This is a genomic window from Actinosynnema sp. NPDC091369, assembly GCF_044757065.1.
In the GTDB taxonomy this organism is placed as follows: Bacteria; Actinomycetota; Actinomycetes; order Mycobacteriales; family Pseudonocardiaceae; genus Actinosynnema.
The window spans coordinates 14,233-28,241 of the sequence record NZ_JBIVUG010000020.1 but is presented as its reverse complement, the minus strand read 5'-3'; the positions used below and the strand labels follow the sequence as shown (position 1 = coordinate 28,241).

The 14,009-nt window shown below is 72.9% G+C and carries 10 protein-coding genes; 6 read left to right on the top strand and 4 right to left on the bottom strand.

The window, feature by feature from the left end; all coding sequences use genetic code 11:
• Nucleotides 1–249: 249 nt before the first annotated feature.
• The 4 genes from ACIQMJ_RS38525 (at nucleotide 250) to ACIQMJ_RS38510 (ending at nucleotide 4,563) form a co-directional block, all read left to right on the top strand.
• Entirely contained in the window at nucleotides 250–2,895 is a 2,646-nt protein-coding gene (locus ACIQMJ_RS38525) for a nitrate- and nitrite sensing domain-containing protein (protein WP_499765960.1), read from the top strand.
• Nucleotides 2,892–3,335 carry a roadblock/LC7 domain-containing protein gene (locus tag ACIQMJ_RS38520; RefSeq protein ID WP_141982454.1) on the top strand — a complete coding sequence of 148 codons (444 nt, stop codon included), beginning with the start codon at nucleotides 2,892–2,894 and terminating at the stop codon, nucleotides 3,333–3,335. The genes ACIQMJ_RS38525 and ACIQMJ_RS38520 overlap by 4 nt, the downstream gene beginning before the upstream one ends.
• Nucleotides 3,336–3,342: 7 nt before the next feature.
• Nucleotides 3,343–3,897, top strand: coding sequence for a DUF742 domain-containing protein (locus ACIQMJ_RS38515; RefSeq protein WP_499765959.1), 555 nt, complete (start codon nucleotides 3,343–3,345; stop codon nucleotides 3,895–3,897).
• Between the two features lie 201 nt (nucleotides 3,898–4,098).
• Nucleotides 4,099–4,563 (top strand): GbsR/MarR family transcriptional regulator, encoded by a 465-nt coding sequence (locus ACIQMJ_RS38510; RefSeq protein ID WP_499765958.1) that lies wholly within the window; start codon nucleotides 4,099–4,101, stop codon nucleotides 4,561–4,563.
• Here the strand turns inward: ACIQMJ_RS38510 and ACIQMJ_RS38505 are convergent.
• The 3 genes from ACIQMJ_RS38505 to ACIQMJ_RS38495 form a co-directional block, all read right to left on the bottom strand.
• Nucleotides 4,500–5,465, bottom strand: coding sequence for a COX15/CtaA family protein (locus ACIQMJ_RS38505; protein ID WP_499765957.1), 966 nt, complete (start codon nucleotides 5,463–5,465; stop codon nucleotides 4,500–4,502). The genes ACIQMJ_RS38510 and ACIQMJ_RS38505 overlap by 64 nt on opposite strands.
• 44 nt (nucleotides 5,466–5,509) lie before the next feature.
• Nucleotides 5,510–6,229, bottom strand: coding sequence for an ABC transporter permease (locus ACIQMJ_RS38500; RefSeq protein WP_499766010.1), 720 nt, complete (start codon nucleotides 6,227–6,229; stop codon nucleotides 5,510–5,512).
• Between the two features lie 65 nt (nucleotides 6,230–6,294).
• The gene (locus ACIQMJ_RS38495) at nucleotides 6,295–7,233 is read right to left on the bottom strand and encodes an ABC transporter ATP-binding protein (protein ID WP_499765956.1); all 939 of its coding nucleotides are present in this window, start codon (nucleotides 7,231–7,233) and stop codon (nucleotides 6,295–6,297) included.
• Between the two features lie 116 nt (nucleotides 7,234–7,349).
• Between ACIQMJ_RS38495 and ACIQMJ_RS38490 the strand changes: the two genes are divergently transcribed.
• Both ACIQMJ_RS38490 and ACIQMJ_RS38485 read left to right on the top strand, forming a co-directional pair.
• A complete protein-coding gene (locus tag ACIQMJ_RS38490) occupies nucleotides 7,350–7,997 on the top strand; it encodes a DUF998 domain-containing protein (protein ID WP_499765955.1) in 648 nt (215 codons plus the stop codon).
• A complete protein-coding gene (locus tag ACIQMJ_RS38485; RefSeq protein WP_499765954.1) occupies nucleotides 7,994–10,018 on the top strand; it encodes a glycosyltransferase in 2,025 nt (674 codons plus the stop codon). Before ACIQMJ_RS38490 ends, ACIQMJ_RS38485 begins: the two co-directional genes overlap by 4 nt.
• Before the next feature lie 162 nt (nucleotides 10,019–10,180).
• Here the strand turns inward: ACIQMJ_RS38485 and ACIQMJ_RS38480 are convergent, their stop codons facing one another.
• Complete coding sequence (locus ACIQMJ_RS38480; protein ID WP_499765953.1) at nucleotides 10,181–13,828, bottom strand: patatin-like protein; 3,648 nt, start codon at nucleotides 13,826–13,828, stop codon at nucleotides 10,181–10,183.
• Nucleotides 13,829–14,009 lie beyond the last annotated feature (181 nt).

Here is a 14,009-nt window from a genome sequence, read left to right as displayed (position 1 = left end):
CCAGTCAACGACGTGCCGCCAACGGTCGTGTCACCGCTGCTCAGTCGATGCCGGACCGTTGCCTCCGGCGACGTCCCGGACACCCCTGGTCGTCACGCTGCGCCGATCGGATGAGGACCTACCGCAAGGTCGTTGTCCCGCGCCTGTCCACCACCTACTATCCGCCCAGCAACATCCACGCTCGTCGGTCATCAATACGTCGACGTCGTTCAACTTCGAAACAACTACGGACTTTCCGGGGCTTGTCTGGTGACTGGCGACAACAACGCGCGCGGGCAGTGGTGGAGTGCCGTCGCCGACTGGCGGAATTGGCGTCTGCCGGTCAAGCTCGCCGCCGTGCTGGCGGTGCCCGTGCTCGTCGCCGTCGGCGCGGGCGTGGTGCAGATCCGCGGCTACGTCAAGAGCGCCGACGCCTACGCCTCGATGCAGCGCGTCGTGACGCTGCGTGCCGGCATGGACCCGTTGATCGCGGGCGTGCAGGCCGAGCGCGCGTTCGCCGCGCAGCGGGCCGAGGGCTCCGGGGTGGCCGAGAAGGAGTTCCGCGAGCTCACCCGCGTCACCGACAACGCCGCCGCCGGCGTGCGCAACCTGATGGAGCGCACCACGACCCTCGGCGAGGTCGCCAACGCCCGGTTCCGCGACGCGGCCGTCCAGCTCGACGGCCTGCCCCAGCTGCGCGAACGCGTCGTGTCGGGCAGCGTCGACCTCGAAGGCGCCATCGGCGGCTACACGGTGGTGGCGCGCGCCCTGCTCGACTTCGACCAGGCCATGGTCGGCGACTTCGGCGACCCGGCGCTGTCCGGCACCGCGACCGCGCTGCACAACCTCGCCATGGCGGGTGAGCAGGTGTCCTGGCAGCACGCCACCGTGCTGGCCGGCATCAGCCGCGGCAGGCTGACCGACAACGAGGTCACCGCGCTGGAGCAGTCCTACACCCGCCAGCAGGACAAGCTGGCCGACTTCTCCGCCGTCGCCACGCCCCAGCAGCAGGCCGACTACCGCAGCACCGTCTCCGGCCAGGACGTCGACCTGCGCAACAGCCTGTTCCAGCAGGTCCGCACCAACTCCGGCGCGGTCGAGCTGCTGGTCAAGGCCGACGCGTGGAACAGCGGCTCGGAGGCCACCCTCAAGCAGCTGGGCGTGGTGCTGCGGTCCCTGGAGGGCCAGTTGACCTCCGCCGCCGGCCGGTTGCAGGACGCCACCAGCGACCGCGCGGGCGCGGCGGCCGTGATCCTGCTGGCGTCGATGTTCGCCGCCGCCGCGGTCGGCTTCGTCGTCGGCAACTACCTGTTGCGGTCCCTGCGCGCGCTGCGCACCGCCGCGCTGGACGTCGCCGAGCACCGCCTGCCGACCCTGGTCGCGCAACTGCGGGAGAACGCCGCGCACGACGTCACCGTCGAGCCCGTGCCCGTGGACACGAAGGAGGAGCTGGGCCAGCTCGCGCGCGCGTTCGACGCGGTGCACCGGCAGGCCGTCAGCTCCGCCGCCGAGCAGGCCGACCTGCGCACCGGCATGCGCAACGCGTTCATCAACCTGTCCCGCCGCAGCCAGGGCCTGGTGGAGCGGCAGCTCAAGCTCATGGAGGAGCTGGAGCGGCAGGAGGAGAATCCCGAGCAGCTGGCGAACCTGTTCAAGCTGGACAACCTCGCCACCCGGATGCGCCGCAACAACGAGAACCTGATGGTGCTGTCCGGCAGCGACGTGGCCCGCCGCTTCACCCGGCCGGTGCCGCTGGGCGACGTGCTGCGCGCCGCGGCGTCGGAGATCGAGCAGTACCAGCGGGTCGTCGTGCAGACCACGCCGTCGGTGGAGGTCGTCGGCTACGCGGCGGGCGACCTGGTGCGGCTGGTCGCCGAGCTGCTGGACAACGCGACCACGTTCTCGCCGCCGCGCACCCAGGTGATCGTCGGCGGCCGGCCCCGGACCGGTGGCGGCGTGCTGGTCGACGTGGTCGACCTCGGCGTCGGCATGTCCGAGGAGGACCTGGCGCAGGCCAACCGCCGGATCACGCTGGCCGCGTCGGAGGACAGCGGCGAGCTGCCCGTGTCCCGCCAGCTCGGCCTGTACGTGGTCGGCCGGCTCGCCGGTCGGCACGGCATCGAGGTGGTGCTGCGCGAGCAGGGCGACGGCCTGCGCGCGGTCGTGGCGCTGCCCGCCGAGCTGGTCCGCGCGACCGGCCCGCTGTCGGCCCGCCCGGTGCCCGCCCAGGCTTCGATCCCGACCGCCGGTCCACAGCCCGCACCGCCGCGCAACGGCGTGCCGCACCCCGCGTCACCGTCGACGGGCCCGCAGCCGGCCCTGCCGCACCACTCGACCGGCCCGCAGCCGGTCCTCCCGCCGAACGGCGTGCCGCACCACTCGACCGGCCCGCAACCGGCCCTGCCGCCCACCGGCGTGCCGCACCCCGCGTCGCCCTCGACCGGCCCGCAGCCCGCCCTGCCGCGCGCCGGCCTGCCGCCGCAGCCGGTCCTGCCACCCGCCGTACCCCTGAAAGAGGACGGGTGGAGCCCGTTCCGCGGGCGCACGATCGACCCGCCCGCCACCACACCGCCCGCCACCCCGGCCCCCGCGCCGCGGCGGACGGCCTCGACCTGGTTCGGCGGTGCACCGGTGCCGCCCGCACCGGCGGAACCGGCGCGGCACCGCGCCGCGGACACCCACGCGCGCGGGGAGGCGCCCGTGAACGACAAGCCCGTGAACGACATCCCTGCGGAACTGCCCAAGAGGCAGCCGCGGACCAATCTGGTGGCCGAACGGCCGAGTGCACCCGACGCGGTGGCACCCGTACGGAGGGATCCGCAGGCGACACGCGGGTTCCTCGCCAGCTACCAGACCGGTATCCGGCAAGGTGTCCGGGGATCCGGAGAGAATCGAGCTGGGCAGGAGAACGGATGAGCACGCAGAAGTCGCGACAGGTCGACCAGTTCGGCTGGCTGGTGAGCAACTTCGCCGATCGCGTGCCCGGGGTGGCCCACGCCGTGGTGATCTCGGTGGACGGCCTGCTGCTGACCGCGTCCAACGGACTGCCCGACGACCGGGCCGACCAGTTGGCCGCGATCGCGGCGGGCGTGGCGAGCCTGACCGAGTCGGCGGCGAGGTGCTTCGACGGCGGCGGCGTGTTGCGCTCGGTGATCGAGATGCAGTACGGGATCATGCTGCTGATGTCCATCCGGGACGGCTCGTGCCTCGCGGTGCTCGCCGCCCCGGACGCCGACGTCGGCCAGGTCGCCTACGAGATGACCGTGGTCGTCGACCAGGTAGGCCAGCTCCTGACCCCGGAGCTGCGCGCCCAGCTCCACGGCGTGAAGCGGATGATGGCCCGCCCGTCTGCGTGAGGTGGTCATGGACCGGAACGAGGAGCCAGGGGCGTCGGACGAGACGTTCGCCGCCCTGCTCAACGGGTTCAGCCTCGACTCCTCCCGCCGTCGCAAGCAGGAGAAGCCGAGGTCCGAGCGACCCTCCGCCCCGACCGGCGACAGCCGGGACGACCGGGACGCGGGGGACACCAAGCCCCACCGCCCGGTCTTCGACGACGAGGACGACTTCGAGTACCCGCGCGAGGAGGCGGCCTCGATCGTCCGCGCCTACTCGTGGACCGGTGGCCGCACGACCTCGTCGTTCCAGCTGGAGATCGAGACGCTGGTGTCGGCGGTGGACTGGGACTACCCGGGCGCGATGAAGTCCGAGTACCACGAGGTGATCAACCTCGTGGCCAGGCCGCGGTCGGTGGCGGAGATCGCCGCGCTGCTGCGCCTGCCGCTGGGCGTGGCCAAGGTGCTGCTGGGCGACATGGCCGAACGCGGCCTGATCGACGTCCACGACACCGCGTCCACCGACGGCGCCCAACCGGACCTGGGCCTGATGGAACGCGTCCTCGCCGGCCTCCGCCGCCTCTGACCCCGAGAGTCGAACACTCAGGACCCGAGAGTCGAACACTCAGGACCCGAGAGTCCTACCTTCGGAACGCGTGAGTCCTACCTTCGGAACACCCGAGTTGAACGCTCGTGCACGGCGCGCCGCCTTTGCGTGATGATCAGCACACGACCTATCGTGGCTTCAGTGCCGACCGAAGTGTCGGCGTCGAGCCGAGGGGGTCGGATGAGCGTCGGACGGGAAACGCGGCTGTCGGCGTGGATCGAGCGGTTCGCGGCGCACTTCGCCGAGGAGGGCATCCCGCTGATCGGCGGGCGCATCCTCGGCTACCTGCTGGTGTGCCAGCCGACGGAGCGGACCGCCGCCGAGCTGTCCCAGGAGCTGGAGGCGAGCAGCGGCTCGATCAGCACCAACCTGAAGTTCCTGGTCAACGCCGGTCTGGTGACCAAGCGCACCCGGCGCGGCCGGCAGGCGGCGCAGTACCGGATCAACGAGAAGCGGTGGGTCGACCTGATCCAGCGGAAGCTGGACGCCCTGGTGAGCGTGCGCGAGCTGACCGAGTCCGGGATGCGGCTCATGAGCGGCGACCCGGAACGCGCGATGCGGCTGCGGACCGTGGACGACCTCTACACGTGGCTGGCGACGGAGCTGCCCGCGGTCTGGGAGCGCAGGCCCTCGTCGTCGCGCTGAGCCGGTACCTGACCCCGTTCCCGGGTCGACACCCACAGGGCGGCGGTGGCCACGACCACCGCGCCCGCGCCCAGCACGTGCAGCGAGACCAGCACCTCGGGCACACCGGTCCAGTACTGGACCATGCCCAGCGCGCCCTGCGCCAGCACCACGCCCACCAGCGCGTAGTACGGCCGCCGCGGCACGGGGTGCCCGCGCAACGCGAAGCCGAGCGCGATGAGCATGCCGAGGAACAGGAACAGCAGGTCGGCGTGCAGCTGCGACAGCGTGTCCACCGGCAGGTCCAGGCGCGGGGTGGCCGCGTCACCGGCGTGCGGCCCGGCGGCCGTCACGAACGTCCCCGCCAGCAGCAGGAACCCCAGCGTCACGGCCTGCACGACCTGGAGCTTCAGCAGCCCGCGCGGCACCAGCGGCCGGGCGGGCTCGTCACCCTCGCCCAGCGCCGCGACCAGCAGCACGGCGAACCAGACCAGCAGCATCGACACCAGGAAGTGCACGCTCACCGTCCACCACAGCAGCCCGGTGAGCACGGTGAACCCGCCGATCACGGCCTGCGCCACGACCCCGCCGAACTGCACGAGCGCCAGCACCACGACCCGCTTGCGCCGCGGCCGGTGGAACCACGCCGCCAGCACGCACAGCCCGGCGATCACGCCGACCACACCGGTGAGCGTGCGGTTGCCGAACTCCACCCACTGGTGCAGCGACGCCACCTCGGGGTGTTCGACCGGCACGAGGCTGCCCTCGAAGCACTGGGGCCAGGTGGGGCAGCCGAGTCCCGACCCGGTCACCCGCACGATCGACCCGGTCACCGCGATGCCGCCTTGGGCGATCACGACGGCGATGGCGAACGCGCGTTGGAACGTGCTCAGGAAGGCGGTGAACCAGGATGGAACGGACACGTCCCGATGGTAGGTACCACTAGCTGAGAACCGCCGCCCGGGGGTCAGCTGAGCTTGGTGGTCCTCATCGCCAGCGCGCCGGCGGCCACGCCCCACACCACCAGCACGGCGACGTGACCGGGGCTCGGCGCGGTCCCCTCGACCACGGCGTCGTGCAGGGCGAGCGCGAGCGCGGCGGACGGCAGCGCGTCCACGACGGTCGCCAGCCACCCAGGCAGCGCGTCCACGCCGAGCGCGACGCCACCGATGAGCAGCAGCGCGAACCACACGATGTTGGCCAGCGCGAGCACGATCTCCGCCCGCAGCGCGCCGCCGAGCAGCACGCCGAGCGCGCCGAACGACAACGTGCCGAGCACGATCAGCAGCACCGCCCACAGCAGACCGGTCACCGGCGGTAGCCGCCAGCCGAGCAGCAGCGCGACCACGGCGATGATCGCGACCTGCACGGCGACCACGGCCAGCGCCGCGACGACCCGCCCGGCGACGAGCAGCCAGCGGGGGAGCGCGGTCGCGGCGAGGCGCTTGAGCACGCCATAACGACGGTCGAAACCCAGCGCAATCGCTTGCCCGGTGAACGCGGACGAGATCACGGCCAGCGCGAGGATGCGCGCGGTGGCCGAGCCGACGCGCGGGTCGGGCACCGGGATGACGTCCATGAGGCTCATCGCGACCAGCAGCGCCACCGGGATGAGCACGGTCAGCAGGATCTGCTCGCCGTTGCGCAGCGTGAGCACGGCCTCGGTGCGGGCCTGGGCGAGCAGCATCCGGCCGAGCTTCCCGCGGCCGGGCGCGGGCGTGAACGTGCCGGGCGCGAACGAAGGCGAGTCGGTCACGAGCGCAGCTCCCTGCCGGTCAGCTCCAGGAACACGTCCTCCAGGCTGCGCCTGGCCACGGTCAGCTCCTCGGCCAGCACGCCCTGCTGGGCGCACCACGAGGTGACCGTGGAGAGGACCTGCGGGTCGATGTGGCCCTGCACGAGGTAGGTGCCGCGGCTGGCTTCACGCACCTGCAACCCCTCGGGCAGGGCGGCGCGCAGCAACGTCAGCTCCAGGCCGGGCCGGGCGCGGAAGCGCAGCTGCCGGTCGTCGGCCTGGTGCTCGGTGAGCTCGGCCGGGCTGCCCTGGGCGACGACGCGGCCCGCGTCCACGATGACGACGTGGTCGGCGAGCGCTTCGGCCTCGTCCATGAGGTGCGTGGTGAGCAGCACGCTGACGCCGTCCGCGCGCAGCGCCGACACCAGCTCCCACACCAGGCGGCGGGCCTGGGGGTCCATGCCGGCGGTCGGCTCGTCCAGGAACACCAGCTCGGGCCGCCCGACGAGCGCGCACGCCAGCGACAGGCGTTGCTGCTGCCCGCCGGACAGCCGCTTGTACGGGGTGCGCACGGCCGACGAGAGCCCGAGCACGTCCAGCAGCCACCGGGGGTCGAGGGGGTTGGCGGCGCACGCGGCCACGAGGCGCAGCATCTCGTCGGCCCGCACGCCGGGGTAGCCGCCGCCGCCCTGCGGCATCACGCCGATGCGGGGGCGCAGCCGGTCGCCGTCGCGCCGGGGGTCGAGCCCGAGGACGCGGACCTCGCCGCCGTCGGCCGCCCGGAACCCCTCGCACACCTCGACGGTCGTCGTCTTCCCGGCGCCGTTGGGGCCGAGGAGCGCGAGGACCGTGCCGGTGTCCAGGGTGAGGTCGAGTCCGTTCACCGCGACGGTGGAGCCGTAGCGCTTGACCAGCCCCGACACTTCCACGGCAGGGTGCTGGGGGTGCGGGCTCACGACGGGGAAGCCTAGGGCGTGGCCTGCCCCACCCCGGTGGTGGGGTCAGCCCCACCAGGGTTCTCCGGGTGGCTTCAGGGTCGTCTCGGGGGTGTTCCCGATATCTTCGGTCGTCATTGCGGACGAAGATTTTCCTCGTGGTGGAGATCCGGGGGAAAACGCGGACGGCGGTGTTGCCGCTGGTTGTCGTGGGGTTGGTCCTGTCGCTGTTCCCGATTGTTTACCTGCACGTGTCGTCGGTCGGTGAGCTCAGCCCGGTCGCGCACACGATCAGCGATTACATCTTCGTGGACAACGGCAGCGGGCTGCTGGCCGTGACCGCGCTGACGCTGGCGGCGGCGTCGATCGGCCTGCTCGTCGCCCTGGTGCGGTCGGGTCTGCCCAGGCGGGGGCCGGTGGCGGTGCTGATGGGGCTGTGGTCGGCGGGCCTGGCGGTGGCCGCGGTGTTCCCGACCGACCCGACCGGCACGCCCACGTCGTTCTCCGGCGCGGTGCACCGGTACGCGGGCGCGGTGATGTTCGCGAGCCTGCCGCTGGCCGGGTGGCTGATTTCCCGGACGTTCCTCTCCAATACCGCTCTGCGTCGTATTTCCGTCGCCGCAGGCATCACTTCCGTGGCATTCATGGTCAGTCACGTCTCGGTGGTGTACCCGGGTGACGGCGCGGTCGTGCTGGGTCTTTTCGAACGCGTTTTGTTCGCGTTGCTGTACGGCCTGCTGTTCGCCCTGGCCTCCGCCGTCCTGCGCCGCGAGGAGGCGTCATGACGTGGCTCGCCGTCCTGCTCGCGGTGCTCGGCGCCGTGTTCTTCGCCTTCGCCGCACGCCTTCAGCACGACGCCGTGCGGGCGAGTGAAGGCGCGTTGAAGGTCTTGGAGCTGCTGCGCAGGCCGCGGTGGCTGCTGGGCCTGGTGCTGCTCGTCCTCGGCGCCGGTGTGCACGCGGCGGCGCTGGGGATGGCGCCGTTGAGCGTGGTGCAGCCGGTCGGCGTGGTGGCCATCGGCATCACCGCGGTCCTCGACGGTCGCCGCCGCGAGCTGCCCGCGGTCGCGTGGACCACGTTCGGCGTGGGCGCGTTCGTGCTCCTGGCCGCGGGCAGCGCCACGTCCACCGCGGTCGTGCCGGAGGCCGAGGTGAAAGCGGCGCTGCTGGCGCTCGGCCTGATCGCGGTCCCGGGCCTGGTCGGCGTGCTGTCGACCCGCCCGGCGGTGCGCGCCCTCGGCTTCGGCGCGGCGGGCGGTGTCGCCTACGGCTTCGTGTCCGTGCTCATGCGGTCGGTGTCCCAGGACGTCCAGCAGGGCGGCCTGGCGTGGTCGACCGCGCTCTCGGCGGCGGGCATCGCCGCCGCCCTCGTCGTCGGCGGCTGGTTCATCCAGCACGCCTACGCCAGCGGACCGCCGCACGTGGCGGTCGCCTGCCTCACCGTGGTGGACCCGCTCGTGGCCGTCGGCATCGGCGCGGGGCTGCTCGGCGAGGCGACCCGGACCAGCCCGCTCGTCGGCGCCGCCCAGGTCGGGTGCGCCGTGATCGCCGTCGGCGGTGTCGTCGCGCTGGCCCGCACCCGAACTCTTCCCGCAGTACCCACCAGATCGGAGACGACAGTGACCAACGGACGCGCCATGCGGATCGTGATCGCCGCGGAGACGTTCCCCCCGGACGTCAACGGCGCGGCCCGGTTCGCGCACCGCCTCGCCACCGGGCTCGCCGGCCGCGGCCACGACGTGCACGTGATCTGCGTGTCGCCGGACGGCGCGGCCCGCACCGAGCGCGCCGACGGGATCGCCGTGCACCGGGTGCGGTCGCACCGCACGCCGTTCCACCGCACGTTCCGGGTGGGGCTGCCGTGGCAGGTGCGCAAGGACGTCGGCTTGCTGCTGGAGGAGCTGCGGCCGGACCTGGTGCACGTGCAGGCGCACTTCGTGGTCGGCCGGCACGTGCTGCGGCAGGCGGCGGCGTCGGGCATCCCGACCGTGGCGACGAACCACTTCATGCCGGAGAACCTGTTCGGGCACGCGCACGTGCCGGCGTGGTTGCAGGGCATGGCGTCGCGGTGGGCGTGGCGGGACCTGGGGCGGGTGTTCGGCGTGGCCGACGTGGTGACCGCGCCGACGCCGCGGGCCGTGCAGCTGCTGCACGACAACGGTTTCCCCGAACGCGCCGTGCCGGTGTCGTGCGGCATCGACATCGACCGGTACCGGTCGCGGCGTCCCGTGCGGCACACCGACGCGCCGACCGTGCTGTTCGTGGGGCGGCTGGACGAGGAGAAGCGGGTGGACGAGCTGCTGCGCGCCCTCGCGCTCGTGCCGCGGCTGCACGCCGAGATCGTGGGCGACGGCTCGTGCCGGGCGGAGTGGGAGCTGCTGGCCCGTGACCTCGGCATCACCGACCGGGTCCGCTTCCGCGGCTTCGTGAGCGAGTCCGAGCTGCTCGACGCCTACGCCTCGGCCGACGTGTTCTGCATGCCGGGCATCGCCGAGCTCCAGAGCCTGGCCACGATGGAGGCGATGGCCGCGGGCAAGCCGGTGGTGGTGGCGGACGCGATGGCGTTGCCGCACCTGTGCAAGCCGGGCCGCAACGGCTGGCTGTTCACGCCGGGTGACGTGCGCGGCCTGGCCGACCGCCTGCACGCCGTGACCGTCGACCCGACCGTCACCGCCCGCATGGGCGCCGCGTCCAGCGACATGATCGCCGCGCACGCCATCGACACCACCCTGGAGACCTTCGAATCCCTCTACTCCCGCGCCCTCGGCCTGCCGACCCCCTCCCGCACCCCCGCCCTCGCCGCCTGACACCCCCCCGCGAGAGTCCTACGTTCAGGTCGCGAGAGTCCTACGTTCAGAACACCCGAATTCAACACTCAGAACGCGAGCCCGAGGCCGCAGCTCTGCTGAGCGTTGAATTCAGGGGTCCTGAACGTAGGACTCTCGCGGCGCGAACGTAGGACTCTCGGGTTAGTCGAGGTCGGAGCCGGTGGTGGAGCGGTAGGCCGCGCGGTGGGCGACGCGGTGGCCGGTGGTGGTCAGGCGGGGGTGGCCGGAGTCGTCCAGGTCGGTGAGGAACTTGAACAGCATCCCGTGGCCCTCCAGCCGCTTCAGCAGCACCGCGCCCACGTCGTCCGGGTCGAAGTCCAGGATGGACAGCTGCTCCACCAACGACGTCGCGATGGTCCGACGAGCCCGCAACGGCACCCACCACGTCGTCACCAGCAGCAGCACCAAGCCGAACGCCAAAGCCGTGCCCAGCACCGCCTCCCACCCGGTGAACCGCAGCGAGAACACCTGCACCACCGCGGCGACGATCAACAGCACGGACCCGTACACCGCGGCCCACCCGGCGGTCGCGGACGCGGGCGGCTCGGCGGCCTCCGTGTCCCACACCCCGTCCACCTGCCGCCACCGCCGCAGCGAACTGCCCAGCACGTACGACGTCACCCCGCCGAACAGGATCGCGACGGCCGTCCCGATCACCACCAGCGCCGGGCTCAGGTCGTACAGCCGGTACCGCACCACGGCCCACACACCGGCCACGATCGCCGCCGCCACCAGCACCCGCAGCAGCAGCCGCGGCTTCAGCCGCACCTTGCCCAGCACGGCCAGCGGCGTGCCCACCGGCGCGGGCAGGCTGCCGATGACCAGCAACCCCACCACGACCAGCAGCACGCCACCGACCGCCACCATGCCCGTCACGGCCTGGTCGCCGGTCTGCCCGGACGCCAACGCGTCCCGGGTCCGGTCGATCGCCACCGTCACCAGCGGGATCACCGGCGACAGCAGCACCAGCCCGTGCAGCAGCGTGCCCGACCGCAGCGCCGCGTAGCCGAACGCGGCCAGCAGCGTGCCGCCGCCGAACGCCGCCGCCGGACCGACCGCCCACGGCGGCAGCAGGTCGAACAGCGACAGCACCAGCAGCGCGCCGCCCAGCGCGAACCCGAGCAGCCCCAGGAACTGCGCCAGCCGCCCGCCCCTGGTCAGCCCGGTGATCGTCCAGTACGGCAGCAGCGCCGCCCCGCGCAACGTCCTGGTCAGCGGTTTCGCCGTGCCCAGCCCGGAGTTGTCGCTGTCGGCCACGGTGATCGCCACCGCCGCGGCCGTCGCCGCCGTCCGGATCACCTGGTCGCTGCTCGCCTCCTGCACCAGCGGCTCGCGCCCGATGCCCGCCCGGTCGAACGCGCTCAGCCCCCGCACGCCCACCTCGACCCGTTCCGCGTCCGTGCGCACGGGCAGCCGGGACAGCAGCGCCGCCTGCTCCTCCAGGAACAGCTCGCCGCGCGAACGCCGGTCCGCGCCCTCGTGCCGGTCGGCCAGGATCGCCGCGCGCAACGCGGGCAGCTCCTCGCAGATGATCCGGGTGTGCAGGCCCCACGCCGCCAGCTCGGCCAGCGCCGCGCACGTCGGCGGGTGGTCGCCGTCCGGGTTCGCGTAGACCGCGCCCAGCTCGTCCTTCGCCCGCCGCACGTACGGCGCCAGCTCGTCCGGCACGCCGTCGCCGAACAGCGCCAGCACCAGCTCGTCCACCTTCGCCGCGGCCCGTTCGACGGGGTCGCCGCCACCGCCGGTCAGGCGGTCCACCCGCAGCAGCCGCTTCGGGTCGAACACCACCTTGCACAGCATGGTCGCGCCGTCGAGCCTGCCCCAGATCCAGTCGTTGACCCGCCAGGACCGCTTGAGGAACCCGGAGAACCGGTTCAGCGACGCCCCGCCGGCCTTGTCCTCGGCGGTGAGGCTGTACTCGGCGAACGCGTTGCGCGTCTGGAGGCTGATCTGCACCAGCTCCACGGCCTGGTCCAGGCCGCCTCGGGTGTCGTCGGCCAGGCACGTCGTGGCGACCTCCAGAGCCAGCGCGCGCGACAGCAGCAGCTCGCCCGCCACCAGCCCCGCGTCGGCCTCGGCGTCGGTGCGCGGCTCGGTCAGCAGCCGGTGCCACGACCGCAGCTCGCCCACCCGCAGCTGCTCGTCGTCGAGCTGGTCGAGGATGTCGTGCGCGTCACCGAGGACGCCCGCGATCCGGTCCACCTGCTCCCGCACCCGCCGGCCGACGCCGTCCGGCTCGTCCAGCATCTTCGCGGCGAACCGGCGGACCCGCCGCTCCCAGTACTCCTGGTCCAGCTCCTCCGCGCGGCCGGTGGTCCAGTGCTCGTCCAGCTCGATCCGGGCGGCGCGGAGCTTGGCCCGCACGTCGAACAGGTTCGTGCGGGCCAGCGCGAGCCGCTGGGCGTCCGGCATCACCCAGACCAGGCGCTTGAGCACGTCCATCGCGGCGGAGGCGAGCCGTTCGGCCATCGTGACGCCCCACGGCCAGCCGTGCTCGGGCAGCGCGGCGGGCTGGGGCCGGGTCGGCACGTACGGCAGCTTGCTGTGCTGCGCGCGGTACTCGCGCTGGGCGGCCTCGGCGGCCGCGCGGACCCGTTCGAACGTCCAGCCGGCGGCGTTCGCGCCCGGCACCTCGAACTGGCGGGTCGTGACGTCGCGGGCGGCGTGCCGGATGCGCACGTCCTCGTAGTGGTCGTGCAGGGTCTCGGCCAGCGCGTACAGCTTCCCCGTGACCGAGCCGCCCGACGCCAGCCGGTCCAGCAGGGCGTTGCGCCCGCCGCGGCGTGAGGCGGCGTTGCGGTTGTGCTCCTCGATGCGGTCGACGTAGGTGCGGCCGCTCTGGCTGGTCAACGCGCCGAGCAGCTTGCCGCCGGTGGCGATGGTGCTGGGCAGCGCGCCGTCCACCGGGGCGACCGGCTCCACGACCGCCTCGGGGGCGTGCGGGAACACCAGCAGCATCACCCGCCGCACCGGGCCCTCGGCGGGCATCCGGTCGATGGCCTCCAACGCCTCCTTGGTGGGCGTGTTGACCAGGACGCCGCCGTCGACGGCGTAGCGCGACCGGTTGTCGGTGTCGTTGGCCCAGGAGGCGACGTCGGCCATGTTCGGCTTGTCGCCGTCGGGCGCGCCGGGTGCGACCGGGATGAACGACGGCTCGAACGCGAACGGGAAGGACGCGGACGAGCGCGCGGCCAGCGCCAACCGGTCGACCAGCGTCGGGAGCCGGTCGGCGGCGAAGTCGTCCCGGCCGTCGGGGTCGCGGCGGAACGAGAAGCTGCCCTGGTGGGTGGCCTGCACGAGGGTCTGGCCGAGGTCGTCGTGGTGGACCGTGGGCACGCCCGCGAGCAGCGTCGTGGTGATGCGCAGGTCGACCGGGCGGTCCTCCTGCGGGGCGAAGTCGGTGGTCAGGCGTTCGAGGGCTTCCCGGAGCCGGGGCAGGAAGAACTCGTCACCTCGCAGCAGCGACACCGGCTGGCCGCGGAACGGGGTGCGCAGCAGCTGTTCCATGCGCCCCTGCTCGGCCCACAGGTCACGCAGCCGTTCGAGCCGGGCGTTCGCGTTGACCTGGGACAACGCCAGCGCGGCCCCGTTGATGCCCCCTGCCGACGTGCCCGTGATGACGTCCGCGCGCGCCGTGCTGCCGACCATGTCCAACAGGTCCGCGTACGGGCCGTCACCCCTGGTCAGCCGGTCGAGCTCGAGCACGACCCCGCCCATCCACACGGCGAGGCTGACACCCCCGTTGAGCACGACGGCGAACCGGATCTGCTCCCTGGGCACGTCCACCATCACGCCCTCCTCCCCGCGGCCCCCGATCCTCCCGCACCCCCTACCTCGCCCACCGCCCCTCCCCAGTTACACCCCGCGAGAGTCCTACACCCAACGCGCGAGAGTCCTACGTTCGCGACCCCCGAATTCAACGCTCAGCGCAGGCCGGGCTAAGTGCCGCAGCGTTCTGAGTGTTGAACTC